At 36.3% G+C, this 18,817-nt stretch carries 16 protein-coding genes; 9 read left to right on the forward strand and 7 right to left on the reverse strand.

Annotated elements, in window-relative coordinates:
• The first annotated feature begins 1,295 nt into the window (after positions 1 to 1,295).
• The 7 genes from H6F45_RS16820 to H6F45_RS16850 all read left to right on the forward strand — a co-directional run bounded on the left by H6F45_RS16820 (position 1,296) and on the right by H6F45_RS16850 (position 8,281).
• A complete protein-coding gene (locus tag H6F45_RS16820; RefSeq protein ID WP_190347820.1) occupies positions 1,296 to 6,164 on the forward strand; it encodes a type ISP restriction/modification enzyme in 4,869 nt (1,622 codons plus the stop codon).
• A gap of 400 nt (positions 6,165 to 6,564) precedes the next feature.
• Complete coding sequence (locus tag H6F45_RS16825) at positions 6,565 to 6,771, forward strand: hypothetical protein (RefSeq protein WP_137668748.1); 207 nt, start codon at positions 6,565 to 6,567, stop codon at positions 6,769 to 6,771.
• A complete protein-coding gene (locus tag H6F45_RS16830) occupies positions 6,759 to 7,157 on the forward strand; it encodes a PIN domain-containing protein (protein WP_190347822.1) in 399 nt (132 codons plus the stop codon). The genes H6F45_RS16825 and H6F45_RS16830 overlap by 13 nt, the downstream gene beginning before the upstream one ends.
• 32 nt (positions 7,158 to 7,189) lie before the next feature.
• Positions 7,190 to 7,480, forward strand: a complete 291-nt coding sequence (locus tag H6F45_RS16835; protein ID WP_137668746.1) for a nucleotidyltransferase family protein — start codon at positions 7,190 to 7,192, stop codon at positions 7,478 to 7,480.
• Positions 7,481 to 7,661: 181 nt separating this feature from the next.
• Positions 7,662 to 7,916, forward strand: a complete 255-nt coding sequence (locus H6F45_RS16840) for a hypothetical protein (protein ID WP_137668745.1) — start codon at positions 7,662 to 7,664, stop codon at positions 7,914 to 7,916.
• Positions 7,913 to 8,101, forward strand: a complete 189-nt coding sequence (locus H6F45_RS16845) for a hypothetical protein (RefSeq protein ID WP_190347824.1) — start codon at positions 7,913 to 7,915, stop codon at positions 8,099 to 8,101. The genes H6F45_RS16840 and H6F45_RS16845 overlap by 4 nt, the downstream gene beginning before the upstream one ends.
• A 3-nt stretch (positions 8,102 to 8,104) precedes the next feature.
• Positions 8,105 to 8,281, forward strand: a complete 177-nt coding sequence (locus H6F45_RS16850) for a hypothetical protein (protein WP_190347826.1) — start codon at positions 8,105 to 8,107, stop codon at positions 8,279 to 8,281.
• A 970-nt stretch (positions 8,282 to 9,251) separates the two neighbouring features.
• Here the strand turns inward: H6F45_RS16850 and H6F45_RS16860 are convergent.
• Both H6F45_RS16860 and H6F45_RS16865 read right to left on the reverse strand, forming a co-directional pair.
• Positions 9,252 to 10,493, reverse strand: coding sequence for a DUF4912 domain-containing protein (locus H6F45_RS16860; RefSeq protein ID WP_190347828.1), 1,242 nt, complete (start codon positions 10,491 to 10,493; stop codon positions 9,252 to 9,254).
• 1,090 nt (positions 10,494 to 11,583) lie between these two features.
• On the reverse strand, positions 11,584 to 12,585 hold the full coding sequence (locus H6F45_RS16865; protein WP_137668737.1) for a glycosyltransferase: 1,002 nt from the start codon (positions 12,583 to 12,585) through the stop codon (positions 11,584 to 11,586).
• Positions 12,586 to 12,732: 147 nt separating this feature from the next.
• Between H6F45_RS16865 and H6F45_RS16870 the strand changes: the two genes are divergently transcribed.
• Positions 12,733 to 12,990, forward strand: coding sequence for a hypothetical protein (locus H6F45_RS16870; RefSeq protein ID WP_190347830.1), 258 nt, complete (start codon positions 12,733 to 12,735; stop codon positions 12,988 to 12,990).
• On the opposite strand, the gene H6F45_RS16875 is transcribed toward H6F45_RS16870, so the two are convergent.
• Together H6F45_RS16875 and H6F45_RS16880 are read right to left on the reverse strand one after the other, a co-directional pair.
• A complete protein-coding gene (locus H6F45_RS16875; protein ID WP_137668184.1) occupies positions 12,953 to 13,621 on the reverse strand; it encodes a DUF6391 domain-containing protein in 669 nt (222 codons plus the stop codon). The genes H6F45_RS16870 and H6F45_RS16875 overlap by 38 nt on opposite strands.
• A gap of 515 nt (positions 13,622 to 14,136) precedes the next feature.
• Entirely contained in the window at positions 14,137 to 14,412 is a 276-nt protein-coding gene (locus H6F45_RS16880) for a helix-turn-helix transcriptional regulator (RefSeq protein WP_096566126.1), read from the reverse strand.
• A gap of 347 nt (positions 14,413 to 14,759) precedes the next feature.
• On the opposite strand from H6F45_RS16880, the gene H6F45_RS16885 reads away from it, so the two are divergent.
• Positions 14,760 to 15,737 (forward strand): carbohydrate kinase, encoded by a 978-nt coding sequence (locus tag H6F45_RS16885; protein ID WP_190347832.1) that lies wholly within the window; start codon positions 14,760 to 14,762, stop codon positions 15,735 to 15,737.
• Positions 15,738 to 15,795: 58 nt separating this feature from the next.
• Here the strand turns inward: H6F45_RS16885 and H6F45_RS16890 are convergent, their stop codons facing one another.
• From H6F45_RS16890 to H6F45_RS16900, 3 genes are read right to left on the reverse strand one after another with little or no spacing between them, the layout of a single operon-like run.
• Positions 15,796 to 15,948: a hypothetical protein gene (locus H6F45_RS16890; protein WP_190347834.1), complete on the reverse strand. Its 153-nt coding sequence runs from the start codon at positions 15,946 to 15,948 to the stop codon at positions 15,796 to 15,798.
• Between the two features lie 6 nt (positions 15,949 to 15,954).
• A complete protein-coding gene (locus H6F45_RS16895; RefSeq protein WP_190347836.1) occupies positions 15,955 to 17,670 on the reverse strand; it encodes a glycosyltransferase family 39 protein in 1,716 nt (571 codons plus the stop codon).
• Positions 17,657 to 18,520 carry a polysaccharide deacetylase family protein gene (locus tag H6F45_RS16900; protein WP_190347838.1) on the reverse strand — a complete coding sequence of 288 codons (864 nt, stop codon included), beginning with the start codon at positions 18,518 to 18,520 and terminating at the stop codon, positions 17,657 to 17,659. Before H6F45_RS16900 ends, H6F45_RS16895 begins: the two co-directional genes overlap by 14 nt.
• Positions 18,521 to 18,817 lie beyond the last annotated feature (297 nt).

The raw sequence follows: 18,817 nt of genomic DNA on the forward strand, positions 1-18,817 counted from the left end.
AATCAGGATAACCAGGATTAGAGGATGTACGGGATGTTATTGTTTAATTAATGGTTTGATTTTCTATCTTTTTGTCTGAATCAGGATAACCAGGATTAGAGGATTTACAGGATGTTATTGTTTAATTAATGGTTTGATTTTCTATCTTTTTGTCTGAATCAGGATAACCAGGATTAGAGGATGTACGGGATGTTATTGTTTAATTAATGGTTTGATTTTCTATCTTTTTGTCTGAATCAGGATAACCAGGATTAGAGGATGTACGGGATGTTATTGTTTAATTAATGGTTTGATTTTCTATCTTTTTGTCTGAATCAGGATAACCAGGATTAGAGGATGTACGGGATGTTATTGTTTAATTAATGGTTTGATTTTCTATCTTTTTGTCTGAATCAGGATAACCAGGATTAGAGGATTTACAGGATGTTATTGTTTAATTGATGGTTTGATTTTCTGTCTTTTTGTCTGAATCAGGATAACCAGGATTAGAGGATGTACAGGATGTAATTTTTATTTTAAGTTTCTGGTTTACGAAAAGATGATAAATTTAGATTAAATAATGATAAGCTGTTACACAGCTAAATTGTATAATCCTAATGTTCTGAACTCTTGTTTAACAGGCAAGATGCCTGTTCCACTTATACAAATTAAATGCACAACAGCTTATAATATCTTTAGATTCTGATGCAAACAGAAAAGTAATCAATAACAATCCTGAAAATCCTGAAATCCTGGACATCCTGATTCAGACAAATTCAGAAATTTAAACAATCACAATCCTGAAAATCCTGAAATCCTGGACATCCTGATTCAGACAAATTCAGAAATTTAAACAATCACAATCCTGAAAATCCTTAAATCCTGGACATCCTGATTCAGACAAATTCAGAAATTTAAACAATCACAATCCTGAAAATCCTTAAATCCTGGACATCCTGATTCAGACAAATAAAATCTATAAAATCAAACCATCAATTAAACAATCACAATCCTGAAAATCCTTAAATCCTGGACATCCTGATTCAGACAAATAAAATCTATAAAATCAAACCATCAATTAAACAATCACAATCCTGAAAATCCTCAAATCCTGGACATCCTGATTCAGACAAATTCATTAACTTATATTAAGTTACATTAACAAAATAATAAAAAAATTAATACAACATAACTTAGTCAAGACTTTACAACTATACGTAAGTGTAGTTATTATATTGATTAGATTAGATAGATTCAGATCCTGGACTTCTTAAAGAAATCCGGGATCTATAAAGATTACCCATTACCAAATAAACATGACTATTCAAAAAATATTAAACGAATTTAAACAAACTTCCACCTCTACCCGTGATTTAGGTGATAAATTTGAACGCTTAATGTTAAATTATCTCAAAACTGACCCCTTTTATAAAGATCATTTTAGCCAAGTTTGGTTATGGATGGAATTTCCTAAACGGGGAAATATGCCAGATACAGGTATTGACTTAGTAGCAGTGGAAAAGGATACTGGGGATTATTGGGCGATACAATGTAAATGTTATGATTTAGATCAGACCTTAGAAAAATCAGATATAGATTCATTTTTCACCGCTTCCGGGACAAATTTATTTAAAAAGCGGATGATTATTTCTACTACTTCTAAATGGAGTAAACACGCGGAAGCAGCATTAGAAAATCAACAAATTCCCGTTATTCGTGCTACTATTTATGATTTAGAAAATAGTCCTATTGATTGGAATAAATACAGTTTAAAAAATCCTGATAATTTAGAACTTAAACCTAAAAAAAGCATTCGTCCCCATCAACAAACCGCATTAGAAAAAGTCCTCACTGGGTTTAAAAATGCAGATAGAGGTAAATTAATCATGGCCTGCGGTACTGGTAAAACCTTTACTGCGTTGAAAATTGCGGAAAATTTTCCTAGAGATAATAATTTAGATAATAACTTAATTCTGTTTTTAGTTCCTTCTATTTCTTTACTTTCCCAAACTTTGAGAGAATGGACTGCTGAAAGTGAGATTAATTTTCATAGTATCGCAGTGTGTTCTGATGTCAATGTGGGTAAAAATAAGAAAAAGGGTTCGACTTCGCTCACCAACCATGATGTTGCAGATATTACAGTTAATGATTTAGCTTTTCCTCCCACAACCAACGCCCAAGATATTATTAAATCCTATCAAACTTTTGCAGATAAAAAAGAATTAACTGTTATTTTCTCCACCTATCAATCTATTCAAGCAATATCGGAAGCGCAAAAAATTGGTTTACCAGAATTTGATTTAATCATCTGTGATGAAGCACATAGAACCACAGGAGTAACTATTGCAGGAACAGATGAATCTTATTTTGTGAAAGTGCATAATCAAGATTTTATCAAAGCTAAAAAACGGCTGTATATGACAGCAACTCCCAAAATTTACAGCGATGATACTAAAGTTCAAGCTAAAGAAAATCAGGCTTTTTTATGTTCAATGGATGATGTACATATCTACGGTAAAGAATTTCATCGTTTAGGTTTTGGTGAAGCTGTTAGCACTGGTTTATTAACTGATTATAAAGTCATGGTGTTAGCAGTTGATGAAAAATTTGTGGGTGCAACTTTTCAACAACAGTTAGCAGATGCAAATAACGAATTAAATTTACAAGATGCGGTAAAAATTGTCGGTTGTTGGAATGGTTTAGCTAAACGTTTACTTAGCGATGAAGAAGGAGATGATACAGAAGATAAAACCCCAATGAAACGGGCGGTGGCTTTTTCTCGCAGTATTAAAGATTCAGAAACAATTGTAAAATTATTCGCTAATATTATCAATGATTATCAACAATTAAACCCCGATGATGAGACAGTTTTAGAATGTGAATTACAGCACGTTGACGGTAAACAAAACGCTTTACAAAGAACCGAAAAATTAGAATGGTTAAAAGCTGAACCCTCCTATTCCTCCCCTTCACAAGGGGGGTTAGGGGGGGGTAATATCTGTCGCATCCTCTCCAATGCACGGTGTTTATCGGAAGGGGTGGATGTTCCTGCGTTGGATGCTGTGATGTTCCTGACTCCTCGTAACTCCGTGGTGGATGTGGTGCAGTCTGTGGGGAGGGTGATGAGAAAAGCAGAGGGGAAAAAATACGGTTATATTATTTTACCCGTTGGTATTCCTGCGGATATGTCGCCTGATGTCGCTTTAAAGGATAATGAAAAATATAAGGTAATTTGGCAAGTATTACAGGCATTACGCGCCCATGATGACAGATTTAATGATACTGTCAATAAAATTGATCTCAATAAACGTCGTCCTAATAAAATTAGTGTGGTTGGGGTTGGTGGTAGGCAAAAAAATGATAGTTCTACATCTACAAATACGGGAAGTTCCTATCAACAATTAGAATTAAATTTCCCCGTTGAAGAATGGCGAGATGCGATTTATGCAAAAATAGTTACTAAATGTGGTAATCGTCGTTATTGGGAAGATTGGGCTAAAGATGTAGCGAAAATTGCTGAAGGTCACACTTCCAGAATTAAGGCATTATTAGAAAGTTCTGAATCAGAAGCGAAAAAGGCATTTGATGAGTTTATCACAGGTTTACATCAAAATATTAATCCTAATGTCACCACAGAAGAAGCAATTGAAATGTTATCTCAACATTTAATTACTAAACCTGTGTTTGATGCTTTGTTTGAAGGATATGAATTTACTAAATTTAACCCCGTTTCTCAAACCATGCAAAGAATGTTAGATGTGTTAGAAAATCAATCTTTGCAAAAGGATGTGCAGACTTTAGAAAAGTTTTATCAAAGTGTGCGAGAACGCGCAAGCGGTATTGATAATGCGGAAGGTAAACAGAGGATAATTATTGAATTATATGATAAATTCTTCCGTGCTGCTTTTCCTAAGTTGGTGGAAAGATTGGGGATTGTTTATACTCCCGTGGAAGTGGTAGATTTTATTATTAAAAGTGCTGATTTTGCCTTAAAACAAGAGTTTGGTGTGGGTTTATCTGATGAGGGTGTACATATTTTAGATCCCTTTACAGGTACGGGTACTTTTATGGTGCGGTTGTTGCAAAGTGGGTTAATAAAACGGGAAGATTTACAACGGAAATTTAGTCATGAATTGCATTGTAATGAAATTGTGTTGTTAGCTTATTATATTGCTGCGATTAATATTGAGGAAAGTTATCATTTCTTAGCTGGTGGTGAATATCGGCCTTTTAATGGAATTGTTTTAACTGATACTTTTCAAATGTTTGAAAATGACGGTTATTTGTTAGAAAAGATTTTCCCGGAAAATAATCAACGGGTGATTAATCAAAAGCAAAATGATATTACTGTGATTATTGGTAATCCTCCTTATTCTGCTGGACAAAAAAGCGAAAATGATGGGAATAAAAATCTTAAATATGATCAGTTAGATAGTAGAATTGCTGATACTTATGCTAAATATTCTACTGCTACTAATAAAAACAGTCTTTATGATTCTTATATTAGGGCTATTCGTTGGGCAACTGATAGAATAAAAGAGAAAGGTATAGTGTGTTTTGTCACAAATGGTTCTTTCTTAGATAGTAACTCTGCTGATGGTTTAAGAAAATGCTTAGTAGATGATTTTACAAGTATTTATTGTTTTAATTTAAGAGGAAATGGGAGAACATCAGGGGAACAATGTCGAAAAGAAGGACATCCTTTATTTGCTGCATTAGGTGGTAAAGGTGGAAGTTTAGCCCCAATTGCTATTACATTAGCAATTAAAAATCCTGAAAAACAAGGAAGGTGTCAGCTTTTCTATCATGATATTGGTGACTATTTAAAACGTTCAGAAAAACTAGATATCATTAAAAATTTTGGTGCTGTTTCTACTATCCAATGGGAAGAAATCACCCCTAATGAAAATTATGATTGGATTAATCAACGTAATGATGATTTTGAAACTTTTATTTCTTTAGGTGATAAGAAAGATGCAACTACTAAAACTATTTTTGATACGTATTCAAGAGGATTAGCAACAAGTAGAGACACTTGGGTTTATAATTTCTCTCAACAGTCAGTTATTGATAATATGACAAGAATGATTGATTTTTATAATCAACAAGTTGAAGATTTTAGAAAATCTCTAAAAGGTCAAACTTTAAATAATGTTGAACAAAGAAAGAAACAAGTAGAAAGTTTTATTGATAATGACCCGAAAAATATAAGTTGGTCAAGAGGGTTAAAAAATGATTTAGGAAGATTTATTAATTATGAATTTTCTCATGATTCTTTATTCATGGGAATGTATAGACCTTATTGTAAACAATGGTCGTATTTTAATAAATATTTTAATGATATGACATATCAATTACCTAAAATATTTCCTAATCAAACTGTTGAAAATTTAGCAATTTGTGTAACTGGAGTCGGTGTAGTAAAAGATTTTTCAGCTTTAATAGTAAATACAATTCCTGATTTGTGTATTCAAGGTGCAGCAACAGCAGGTCAATGTTTCCCCTTATATACCTACGAAAAACAAAGCGAACTAGGAGAACTATTTGCAACAGCAACCACAGCAGAATATACCAAAAAAGAAAACATCCCCGATCGCATATTAAAAGACTTCCAGAAAAAATATCAAGACAAAACCATCACCAAAACAGACATATTTTATTACATATATGCAGTCCTCCACTCCCCAGAATATAAACAAAGATTTGCAGCAGACTTAAAAAAAATGTTACCCCGCATCCCCTATACTAGAGACTTTTGGACATTCAGTAAAGCAGGTAGAGAATTAGCAGAATATCATATAAACTATGAAACTATAGAACCTTATGAAATCAAAGAATTTTCACCAGAAATATATTTAGATACTCAAGATTACCGTGTGGAAAAAATGGTATTTGGAAGGAACAAAAACGGAATAGATAAAACCACCATCATCTATAACAGTAAAATCACCCTATCACAAATCCCCCTAGAAACCTACGAATATATAGTATGTGATAAATCAGCATTAGAATGGGTAATGGAAAGGTATAAAATCACCAAAGATAAAGATAGTGGAATAGTCAACGATCCTAACCACTGGTCAGAAGATCCGCGTTATATAGTAGATTTAGTGAAGAGGATAGTTAGGGTAAGTTTAGAAACAGTGAGAATAGTAAAAAGTTTACCAGCATTGAATGAATGGTAATGTACAATCAACGTAGGGGTTTAGCAATGCTAAACCCTTACAAATAAACGGGATAACCATAAAATCATCTGCGTTTATCCGCGTACCCTTCGGGAAGCAAGCTACATCTGCGTTCAATATTATTATTGTCAGAATCAGGATAACCAGGATTAAAGGATGTACAGGATGATTTATTTTGTTTACTAAAAGATGATAAACATAGATTAAATAATGATATAATATCTTTAAATTCTGACTTTTGACTTTTGACTTTTGACTTTTGACTTTTGACTTTTGACTTTTGACTTTTGACTTTTGACTTTTGACTTTTGACTTTTGACTTACCGAAGGGTGTCCTGGACATCCTGATTCTGACAAATAATGATATAATAAAAAATATTTAACTCAGGAGTTAAAAAAAATGACATTTAAAGAACAACTGGTAGCAGAAATAGAAACCATGACAGAAGAACAAATAGCAGAATTGTTAATAATGGTTAAAAATATGAAAACCAAACCAGAAATTAAACGGCGTTTTCCAGTTGTGAATATGGTAGGTAAAGCTAAAACATTAGGTGATATTGTTAGTCCTATTGTAGATGAAAAGGATTGGGAATGTCTGAAATAATTGTACTTAATACTCATATTTGGTTATGGTTAATCAATGGTGACTTTGATAGATTTCCCTCCCATTGGATTGAAAGATTTGAATTAGCAGAATCAATTGGAGTTTCACCTCTTTCCTGCTATGAAATAGCACTTGCTCATCAACGTGGAAGATTAGAATTAAATTATTCTCCACAGGAATGGATTCAGCGAGCTTTAACACCTGCTAAAATAGATTTATTTCCCACTACACCAGAAATTGCAATTAGAGCAGTTAATTTATCACCTATTCACAAAGATCCATTTGATCGAATAATCATTGCTACTACCTTAGAATATAGAGCAAAACTGGCAAGTATGGATGGATTATTTGCTAAATATCCCGAACTTAATCATCACCTGATGTAAAACCATCCTGATTCTGACCAAAAATGATCATTATGAATAGAGAGAATTTAATTAATTTCCTCAAAGAAAATTTAACTAACATCAAAAGTTATGGTGTCACATCCTTAGCTTTATTTGGTTCTTATGCAAGAGATGAAGCTAAAACTACCAGTGATCTGGATTTATTAGTAGAATTTCAAGGACAAGTTACCTTTGATCAATATATGGATTTAAAATTTTTCCTAGAAGATAACTTAGGTTTATCCGTTGATTTAGTAACTAAAAAAATGTTAAAACCTCAAGTAATCAGTTCAGTAGAAAAGGATGTAATTTATGTCGCGTAGTTTAAAACTGTATTGTGATGATATTGTCATCAGTTGTGATAAAATTCTGCGTTAAGTCGCTCAGTACAAGTCGCTCAGTACAAGTCGCGGTAGTTGAGCGTAGTCGAAACTCGATAACCACCTGATTCTGACAAAGAATGATATAATAAAGAATATTAAATGTGCTTCAGGAGTTAAAAACATGACATTGAAAGAAGAACTATTAGCAGAAATAGAAACAATGACAGAAACGCAAATAGCAGAATTTATCATGATGCTTAAAAACATGAAAAATAAAAATTCAAATTTTGATGAAAATCAAATTAAAAAATTAACTCTTGGTGAATGTATAGCAAAATTTCGAGAAGAATTAATAGAAGAAAAAATAGAAATTAACCCTGATGAAATTTGGGAAAATATTCGTGATTATCATCCAGGAAGAGAGGTAATTTGGTGATTCGATTTTTATTAGATACTAATATTATTTCTGAACCTTTAAGGATAGAACCCAATCAAGCAGTTTTACAAAACATGGTAAAATATGAATTAGAAATTGCTATGGCATCAGTAACATGGCATGAATTATTGTTTGGTTGCTATCGTTTACCACATTCTAAAAAGAAAAATAAAATTACTAATTAGGGGTTGCTGAGAAAGTCTTTCCGTGAGGGCATAGGAGTCAGGAGTCAGGAGTCAGGAGTCAGGAGTCAGGAGGAGATTGGAAAATTTCTTTGCCATGTCTTGAAATCCCAAAAAATGCACACTTTTTCCGGTATACCCTTCCAAACCCTTGCACTAATTTCTGTGTTTATCAGCCTCTAACCTTTGATATATCAAGGTTTTAGGTTTATTCAGCAAACCCTAATTATTTACACCAGGTAATTAAACCCAAAATACCCATCTTACATTATGATGATGTAGCTGCGGAATGGTTTGCTAACGAAAGAGCGCGACTTGTAGGAATAGGAAAAACTCCTGCATATCCAGATGGACAAATTGCAGCAATAGCAAAAACAAATGATTTGATTTTAGTAACAAATAATGTTGCAGATTTTAGTGAGTTTCAAAATCTGAAAATAGAAAATTGGTTTCTGGATTGAAAGAATCAAAAAAACATCTGCGTTTAAGCTGTTATGCCTTTAACTTGAATAATTAATACAAGCAAGATGCTTGTGCTACTGTAACTTCAGGTTTTTTGATTATACAGTTTAGCTGCACATCAGCTTATCTGCTTTTTTGTCACCTGTCACCTAAATAGGGGTTGCTGAGAAAGTCTTTCCGTGAGGGCATAGGAGTCAGGAGTCAGGAGTCAGGAGTCAGGAGGAGATGTGAAAATTTCTTTGCCGTCTCTTGAAATCCCAAAAAATGCACACTTTTTCCGGTATACCCTTCAAAACCCTTGGACTAATTTCTGTGTTTATCAGCCTCTAACCTTTGATATATCAAGGTTTTAGGTTTATTCAGCAAACCCTATTTAGGGCTTGCTGAAAAAGTCTCTTCGTTAAGGCAGGGAATAGGGAATAGGCAAGACTTTGGGTGATCTGTTAGTAACCAATTCTTTGAAATTTCACCCGGAAAATGCACGCTTTTAGGAGTATACCCCTGAAAAATCCTGCACTGATTTCCTGATTTTCCACCTGAAACCCTTGATTTATCAAGGTTTTGAGTTTATTCAGCAAGCCCTAAATAAAAAACCCACTACAGAAATACTATAGCGGGTAAAGCAGTTATGGCGTAATGTAAAATTCAAACTTTAAATTCAAACTTTAAATTCAAACTTTAAATTCAAACTCTATCTAAGCCATTCCAAAACAGCTTCTTCCTTAGTATTGGTATTGCGAGAAGGTGTTTCCCGTTCAAACTTCATGTGAATAGAACGACTTTGTTCACCATCAGCAGCAACCGCTAAAATGGGGTAATCTATCAAACCATCTTGGAAGGACATCTGGAAGCGGAATGTACCATCGGGATTGAGTTTAATAGGACGACCACCAATAGTTACAGTTGCATCTGGTTCAGTTGCACCATATACAATTAATTCCGCATCAGCAATTAACCAGAATTTGCGGGGACGTTCTGGAACAGCAGAAGCGGAGAAACCGACCCCAGACATACCCACACCGGACATATTGATCCCGGATGCAGTGGGAACTGCCCACATACCTACACCAGAGGGGAAGATGTAAGAACTGATCGCTTGTTCTGGACGTACAGAACCGGCTACGTGCTGCATAGAACCGAACAGAGAACCAGCTACCCGTTGAGCTTCTGCTGATTCTGCCATACCAAAGATTTCGTCGTAAATGGGGTTGCCACCAGCACCCACCGCAGCGACTTTCTTAGCTGGGGGAACGAGTTCATACTTGGTCTTACCGCGTAGGTCTTCTTCAAAGTCTACGGTAATGAAGACATCTTCGATCCAGTCGGAAGGATAGACGGGGGGAATGTGAACCCTAGCAGAACGAGCTAATACCAACCAACCACCAATGGGGGTGCGATAACCGATATCAATTACATAATCGCGATCGCTCACAGGAATTGGTAAATACCATTCTCTCGCTAATTCATCCGCAGGATATTCTTGAATACTGTGGGGACTTTGATGATCTAAATCAATATCAGTAACATCATAAATCCGCAATGCTAATTGCTGTCCACCTTGACGACGCAACTCTTCTTTATGTTCATTGGGAATATCCCAGTATGTGTAAGCCCATTGTGGATCACGTGGTAACAACACAATGCGACTTTCACCATAACCACCTGGTAAATCTGCCAGTCCCTCATCCACATCAGCGAGAGAACCACCTGTCCGATCTTCCTGACCTAATTCAAATTTTGCTGCTTCCACGGTTTCCTGTGCCTCCAGTGAACGAGATGGACTTAGCGAAAGTTTGTTACTTTGTACTTCTTGAATTGATGCTAACAATTGAGATTTACGCATCCGACTGTAACGAGAAATGCCATACTCACTTGCAACTTTACGAAGTTGCCTTAATGTCATTTCCTCTAGCGGTGGGCGTTCTTTTGCCATTTATTTTGGCCTCCAGTAGTTTTTCGGGTAAATGACTTCCCCTGGTTATAGAATGGTTTATAAAATCTCATCTATCCCAGATGAATTTTTTATTCCTGACTTCTGGTTTTGCCCAGTTTATAAGGGTTTTAGTTGGTTTTTAAATGGATTGCCACGCTTTCTGATTCCTGGTTTTGCCATGATTAGCATTTCTTTGGGATCAGGGGCGTGTTTTTTCTTGATGAAATACTAACAGGTAATCATGCCTAGTGATCAAGGGGTATGAAGTCGGTTTTTCAGCTATTTCACGTATTTATTAGCCCTGCGGGGATCAAATTGTTATAAAATCATAACATTTGCCTTGACTTGGGGTTCATTATGTCAATATTTCATGACATTTGCGTTCCCATGTTGTGGGATCGGCTTCTAGCCCGTCCAGCTTTAACAGGACTTACGCAAAAGGAAACGAAAGTAGGGGTAATACCCTTCGGGAAGCAAGCTACATGAATTACCCCTACGCAAGAATCAGGTTTTCAGTCACATCTTCCGTAAGTCCTATTTAGGGGTTGCTGAGAAAGTCTTTCCGTGAGGGCATAGGAGTCAGGAGTCAGGAGTCAGGAGTCAGGAGTCAGGAGGAGATTTGAAAATTTCTTTGCCATCTCTTGAAATCCCCAAAAATGCACACTTTTTCCGGTATACCCTTCAAAACCCTTGCACTAATTTCTGTGTTTATCAGCCTCTAACCTTTGATATATCAAGGTTTTAGGTTTATTCAGCAAACCCTATTTAGGGCTTGCTGAAAAAGTCTCTTCGTTAAGGCAGGGAATAGGGAATAGGCAAGAGTTTCGGTGATCTGTTAGTAACCAATTCTTTGAAATTTCACCCGGAAAATGCACGCTTTTAGGAGTATACCCCTGAAAAATCCTGCACTGATTTCCTGATTTTCCACCTGAAACCCTTGATTTATCAAGGTTTTGAGTTTATTCAGCAAGCCCTACTGAGCGTGTTGAAGTATGCCCACCCCACAAGAATCTACCCCATAAGAATTAATAGAATATTTTTTGATTTGGTTTTTTCAGGTTGATCTACAGGTTGATCTACTTGTTTAATTTTATTTAAATTTTATCAGTTTCTTGTGTACTCTCTGTATAAATAATTTTGCTAAACGCATTCGGGTGATATCTTGAATATTAGCTGAGTAATATTTTTTGTGATCAAAAAACTCATTTATTGCTGACAAAATTACTGTGAATCGCTGGATAATATTTTCAGTTCTGTATTCTGCTAAAACTTCTGTGGGTAAAGTCAAAGCCACTGGAGATGATAAAGTTTTGAGAATACGTTGTACATCATATTCTAGAGAATACCCAGCTATTTTATAACAATTAAATCCCGGATCTAAATAATCAGAAAGCCCGCCGTTAACGCTAGAAAAAACTTGACAACCACAAGCTAAAGCTTCCATCGGTTGCAAACCAAAACCTTCACTTACACCCTGTTGCGCCCAATATTCCGCAGAGTCGTAAAGGTAAATTTTCGCTCTATTAAATAATCCTGGTAAATCTTCAATATAAGAATCAACAACAAAAACTTTACACTTTTGTTGTAATGTAGGAATTAATTGTTTAATTAAATATTCAGAAGATTTTCGCGCTTGCACTAAAACATCAATATCTCTATCTAAATGCAAATTTGTAAATTCATCAGCGATTTGATTAGGTAAATAATAAATTAAATTATTAGGCGCTTTTTGTCCCCAATATCCCATTGTATTACGGCTAACTGTAATAATCGGAATACTGGAGGGAAGTTTAAAATTATAACCTGCACTATGAGCATGATAAACTACATTATATTTTTGCAGTTTAGGTGCGAGGTTAGCTATATCAAATCCCCAACTAATCACAAATATTACATCATCTAAATTTTGCTGTGAATTTTGATTTTTTAGTATATCATCAAGAAACAGCTTATCCTTTTCTCTTTGTCGGTAAGTGACAACTTCTGCACTACAGATATTTTGAGCTAAATTAACTGTTTTTAACTCTGCCCAAAGCCCACCACAAGCAAATTTTCCATCTGTTCCTGGAACTAAAAAGTACAGTTTTCTCATATAGAAGTTGGTTTTGATAATTACAATTATTTTTGTAGGTTGGTAATTGGTAATTGGTAATTGGTAATTGGTAATTGGTAATTGGTAATTGGTAATTGGTAATTGGTAATTGGTAATTGGTAATTGGTAATTGGTAATTGGTAATAGTTGATAGTTAATAGGGAAACATCAAATTTATTACCCAGTCCCCAGTCCCCAGTCACCAGTCCCCAGTCCCCAGTCCCCAGTCCCCAGTCACCAGTCCCCAGTCACCAGTCCCCAGTCCCCAGTCCCCAGTCCCCAGTCACCAGTCCCCAGTCACCAGTCCCCAGTCCCCAGTCCCCAGTCCCCAGTCACCAGTTCCCAGTCACCAGTCCCCAGTCCCCAGTCACCAATCACCAGTCACCTGCCGCCATTTTACCTTAACAAAATGCGCTTCACGTCCCCAAGTGTCCCGTGTAAGAATGATATTTTCAATTGCGAGGTTAAAGGGGATAGCTGTTGTTAAATAACGTTGAACGAAAGCACCTAAATCTGGAGCAAGTTCAGAAGCCGTAGTTGCAGCTAATCCTAAACCTACTAGTTGCTCAACAGGTCTAAATGGTAGCATCACAGACACACCCATAGCAAATCCAGCAGTTAACAACATTGCTACAGATAAATTTGTACCGCAACGGGGATGTACCGCTAAATCCCATTCTCCGTTGGTAAGACGATATTGAGCTAGTGTTACTGCACGCCGTAAATAACTGATATTTACATCACCATAAAGGTAAAATCCCTGTTCTGTGGATAAACCACTTAATGATTCATTATCAAACTGTACATGAGTAGGCTGTTTGGGAGAAGAATCAACACTTTTTATTTCACTCAGAACCCAAACAGTAGCGTGTTCTAGGGCGTGAACCTGACGCAACGTCAGAATTTCTTGTAAACCGGGTACAAAAGATAGCTGTTGTAGTAAGTCGGTATCTTGGTTTGGTGATGGTGCTATCAAGTCAAGATTAAAAAAGTTAAAGGGAAATGAGCTATTTGCATAAGAAGTTGGAGTATTCATTTTCCCCCAAGCGGATAAAGTAATATAGATTTCTTTCCAATGTAACGCTTGTACAACTAGATTATTGCTAATTTTTGTTGAAAAATAGCAGGAGTCATGAGTCAGTAGGGGTTTAGCAATGCTAAACCCTTTGGCCTAAATCAAACGAGAAATTCTGATATGTATGTCAGTTCCGATCGCAAAAATTCGCTGATTCCCAGAGCATCAACTTTTACTAGATAAAGTCACGGAACTTGTGGTAGAGGTTCACACTGAAAAATAAAGGTGAGGAGGAGAACAATCTGTAAACCTCAAAATTGATCTTGCCAATTTTAGATTTTAGATTTTAGATTTTAGATTTTGGATTTTGATTGAGGTGTTTTGGTACTTGTACTTCATAAGCAAGCTCAATACCCCGCTCTTTGTCGGTTGTACCTATCTCAAATACTCGCTGCGCTGCTTACGCTTCGCTAACCCAAATCGAAAATCCAAAATGGTTGAACTTTTCAGCATCCACAGGGATTCATATTAATAAACTAACTCACATTTGAATCATTGTAGTTAGGTAATGTACAGCAATTCACATCGTTTAAACAGACCTTTCCCCACTGTAAAGCCCAGCGAACCAAAGCGACTCGGTTATCTGTCTTTGTTTTGGTGAGAATGTTGCTGATATGATTATCAACTGTACGTTTGCTAATCTCCAGTTTTGCTGCAATCTCTTGGTTAGTTAAGCCTGCGGCCACTAAGTCGATAATTTGCAGTTCTCTGTCTGACAGACTAACAGGGGTCCCAGACTCATTAGCAGCCATGGCTTATTTATTTCTCCCTTGGTATATGTACTTAATCACTCTTTCTAATTCTAAAAGATTCTCTCAGAGCTAGACGTTGTAAATGTTCCTAGTAATACTAAAGTCAATATTTTCTGGGAATTTAATCTGAAGGTTAATTTTCTTAAAAGCAAAATTTCTATAAAATATAACCTATTCATCAGTAAATATTCAGTGTTACTTCAGTGGTAAATTTTGGGTTTTTATAGCATTATGTACTATATAAAGTGATAAAAACTGCTATTTTATGGTTAACTGGAGACAAAGGAATAAAGATGCTTATACATTTTATACATATTCCTAATCCCAAGTCGTAAATCGAAAATGATATGAGTAATCCCCATGTTTTGTGTCTAGGCGAAGTTTTGTTTGATTGTTTAGCGGATCAAATGGGGCTAAAGCTGGAAGAAGTCAATTCTTGGACTCCCTACCCAGGGGGAGCGCCAGCTAATGTGGCTTGTGCTTTAGTTAAACTGGGAACGCCCGCAGGTTTTATTGGTGCTGTAGGAGAAGATCAACCAGGTAATGCACTGGTGAAGTTATTACAAGATGTAGGTGTAGATACAACGGGTGTGCAACGTCATCCGACAGCACCAACGCGACAAGTTTATGTAGTCAGGGATTTGACTGGCGATCGCTCTTTTGCTGGTTTTGGTAAATATGATACTAGCGAATTTGCCGACACCCGCTTACAAGCTAAACAAATACCAGAATCACTGTTTAACGATGCTGATTTTTTGGTGTTGGGGACTTTGGAATTAGCTTATCCTGAAAGTGAGGCTGCTATTCATCAGGCATTGAAATTAGCGGAACAATATGATTTGAAAATCATCTTAGATGTGAATTGGCGACCTGTATTTTGGCAAGATGCTAATTTAGCAAAGCAAAAAATTGCAGCATTATTGCCACGTTTTGATTTTCTCAAACTCACAAAAGAGGAAGCATCATGGTTGTTTGATACTACAGACCCTGGAGCAATTACTTACAGATTGAACTCATTAGAAGGGGTTTTAGTCACCGATGGCGAAAATGGTTGTGCTTATTGTTTAGGTGAGAATGAAGGTAAATTACCAGCTTTTTCTATACCTGTGGTGGATACCACTGGTGCAGGAGATAGTTTTTTAGCTGGGTTTCTCCATCAGTTGAGTAAGTTGGGTATTCATAGTTTGAGAGATGCAGAAACAGCAAAAAGTGTGATCACATACTCTAGTGCGGTAGGGGCGTTAACTACTATTAAACCAGGTGCGATCGCATCCCAACCCACAGCAGAAGAAGTTGATGCTTTTTTAGCCGATCATAAACTTTAAAAATCAACAGTTTTCACTGATTGAAGTAAAACCAAAATTAGGGGAATATCAGATACAATCACCTGATATTCCCTTTACAAATTAAGCCTTGCCAAAATAGACAGCGCCCCAAATCTGGGTGATAAAACCAAAATTTTTCTTTTGTTCCTAAATCCTCAATATCTTGAGAAGCATCTAGGGGAACTTCAATGATGGGAAACTGCTCTGCCATAACAGTTCATTTACAGTGAAACAATTTGTAATCATACCCATATATTCCTGGCAACTTTTGATCATCAAGCAGACATTTTTCCACTTCCTGACTAATGGGAGCATGAAAATTAACCAACCATAAATCAAAAGGTCGTGGTAATTCTTTGATAGTCTTTTCTAGGGCTATAGTAGAAGTATTGGGGTTTTGGGCTTGATGGGCGAGGAGAAATTGAGTATTTTCAATATTAGTTTGCAAACCAGAGAATTTTAATTCCCAAGCTATACCCATGATTTCCCCAGTTTGTACTAAACTTTTATGAGTTGTGGCAATGAGAACCGGGACTGAAGAATTTTGTTCAATAACAGGAAGAAATAAATCAGGGCGATAATATTTGCGATAACCCAGATTAAAAGTAACTGTAATAGCACTGATTAACCCCATTACCCAAATCAGAATTACAGCTTGTTTGCCGTTAATACCCCATTTACCGATGTTGGGATTTTGATAACAAACTGCTAGACTTGCACCCAGTAAAATTATTACTGCTGGAAAGTAAACAAAACTATAGCGAGCGCCCCTGGTAAGATCAATACCCAGGAAATAAGTAAAGAAGAAAAAGAAAGCGATCGCCCCTAACACTACCCCAATAAATACTTGAGTAATAGAACCAATTTCCGGTGCTTGTAATTGAACTTTTATCCCCCTAATTAAAATTGGCACTGCCCAAATAAAGAAAATTAACATCACCAACCCAGAGAAAATAACCACCGTTAAATCAGGTGCTTCCACTGGGAGTAAGGAAATCATAGTGATCCATGTACCTAAAGCTTGAAAAATGGGGCTAATCCAACTTAGTCCTATACGCTCACCTTTAATCCACTCGGTTAAAGTGCCAAGGTAGCGATTTTGTAACCTCCCAGGCAACCACACCAACCCAGCAACAGCCGTACCAACTACTACATAATAAAATCGCCACCACAGAGGAGAGAACAACACCCAAGTTTTTGTCTGAGTTTGTTGTTTCCAAGCCACAAAAATCAAAGCTACAGCTTCAGCGCCAAGAGTGATCACAAAAAAGAAATGAGTAGCAAAACCCAAGGCGTTAACTCCTACCCAAGCAATAATTAACCACAAAGGTAATAATTTTTGCTTTTCCAAGTGACGAATAGCAACTACCAAACAAGCTATCGAAAGCATCACCCACAGCATAGCCAAAGTATAATGACGGGCTTCTTGTGCTAAAAATACTGCGTAGGGTGAGACTGCCATCATTGCAGCCGCTAATTGTCCTACTAATGAAGAACGAAAAGCTAATTTACCTAAAAAATAAGCACAGGGAATAGAAACCGCACCCAGTAAAGCCGGAAAAGAACGTGCTGCAAACAAAGATACTAAACCTTCAGGGTGGGGAAATAGCCGCATCCACAGATGAACCAAGACAAAATATAGTGGTGGGTGATTATCCTCTGTGAGAAGATTATTAATTACATCTCCTGTACCAACTGCGGGATTAATTTGTAATGGTTGTAATAAAATATCAGGAGCGATCGCCTGATCTAAAGGTACTGGTAAAAAACTATTGCCCAAGCTAAATACTAAAGTCGCAAATTCATCAGTCCAAGGCGGTTTGGCGGTTAAATTAGTCAAACGTAACCCTACACCAATAACGAACCAAATCAGCAGCAGTAAAGAATGAAACCAGGGAGCAGAAACGGTAGAGCGCCTATTATTCAAGTCCATCTTTATTATTGGAAAATTGTTTTAAACAGCGTTCTTGTACTTTAACTACAGTTCCTCTCTTCAACAACTCTGATATAGTCACAAATTCATATCCCTGGGGAGTATAAGCTTTCAAAATTTCCTCCACTACCTCTACAGTATTATGGCGACTAGCATATACTCCTTTTTTTGCTACACCATCAGAATCATGTAAAAGAATGATTGAGCCATTATGAAAGTTATTTTCAAAAATTTTCATCATCTCTGCGGCAGATTTACCACGCCAGTCTTGTAAATCTACATCCCAAAAAATAATCGGTTTTTTTATCTGCTTTAAAACATTTGTGACAACAAAACCAGCACGACCAAAAGGGGGTCTAAAGTGAACATTGTCTCGTGAGATTAATTGACTAATTAAAATATCGGTTTCCCTAATTTCTCTAGAAATAGTATCTTTAAATTTACTATTGAGATTGTAATGATGCCAGGTATGGTTTGCTATTTCATGTCCCTGTTTTTCCAAAGTTCTGACAATTTGGGGATACTTTGCACTGTGTTTTCCCAAGACAAAAAATGTTCCCTGAGCTTGATAATCTAAAAGGGTTTGAGAAATTGCTCTGGTATAGACTGGATCAGGTCCGTCGTCAAATGTCAATGCTAAAACTTTATCAGGAGTGTTGATACAAAATACTGACTCTCCAAATAAGCCGGGAAGCAGGAAACGCTTTGGCCAAGCCAATTCTAAAAAACAGTAAACTGCTATCACTATCAATAACAGAGGCAATAATTGGGAAAATCTGAATTTCGATGGACGATGTTTGTCAAAAGGTAGGAAAGAAAAACGCTGAGTCAAGGATTTAACTAAAGGCATTATTGCGGGTTAAGCAAAAATTTGAACATTGAAAGCATATCAGATTATCAGTAAATTTGTCTATAGTTAGGCTTTGATTAAATTTCATAAGAGTCGTAGGGACGAAGCATTCGGGCGACTAATTATAAATTTTTGTCCAAGGCTATTTTCCTGTAAGGGCGAAGCATTCGGGCTATAAATTATCAATTTTGATCACAGGTTATTGTCCGAATGCTTCGCCCCTACTTCGCCCGTACAGGAGTCAGGAGTCAGGCAAAATTAATTTAAAACCAAATGCTTTGAGTTAGCTTTTTTGGA

It is taken from the genome of Sphaerospermopsis sp. FACHB-1194, assembly GCF_014696235.1.
Classification (GTDB): Bacteria; Cyanobacteriota; Cyanobacteriia; order Cyanobacteriales; family Nostocaceae; genus Sphaerospermopsis; species Sphaerospermopsis kisseleviana.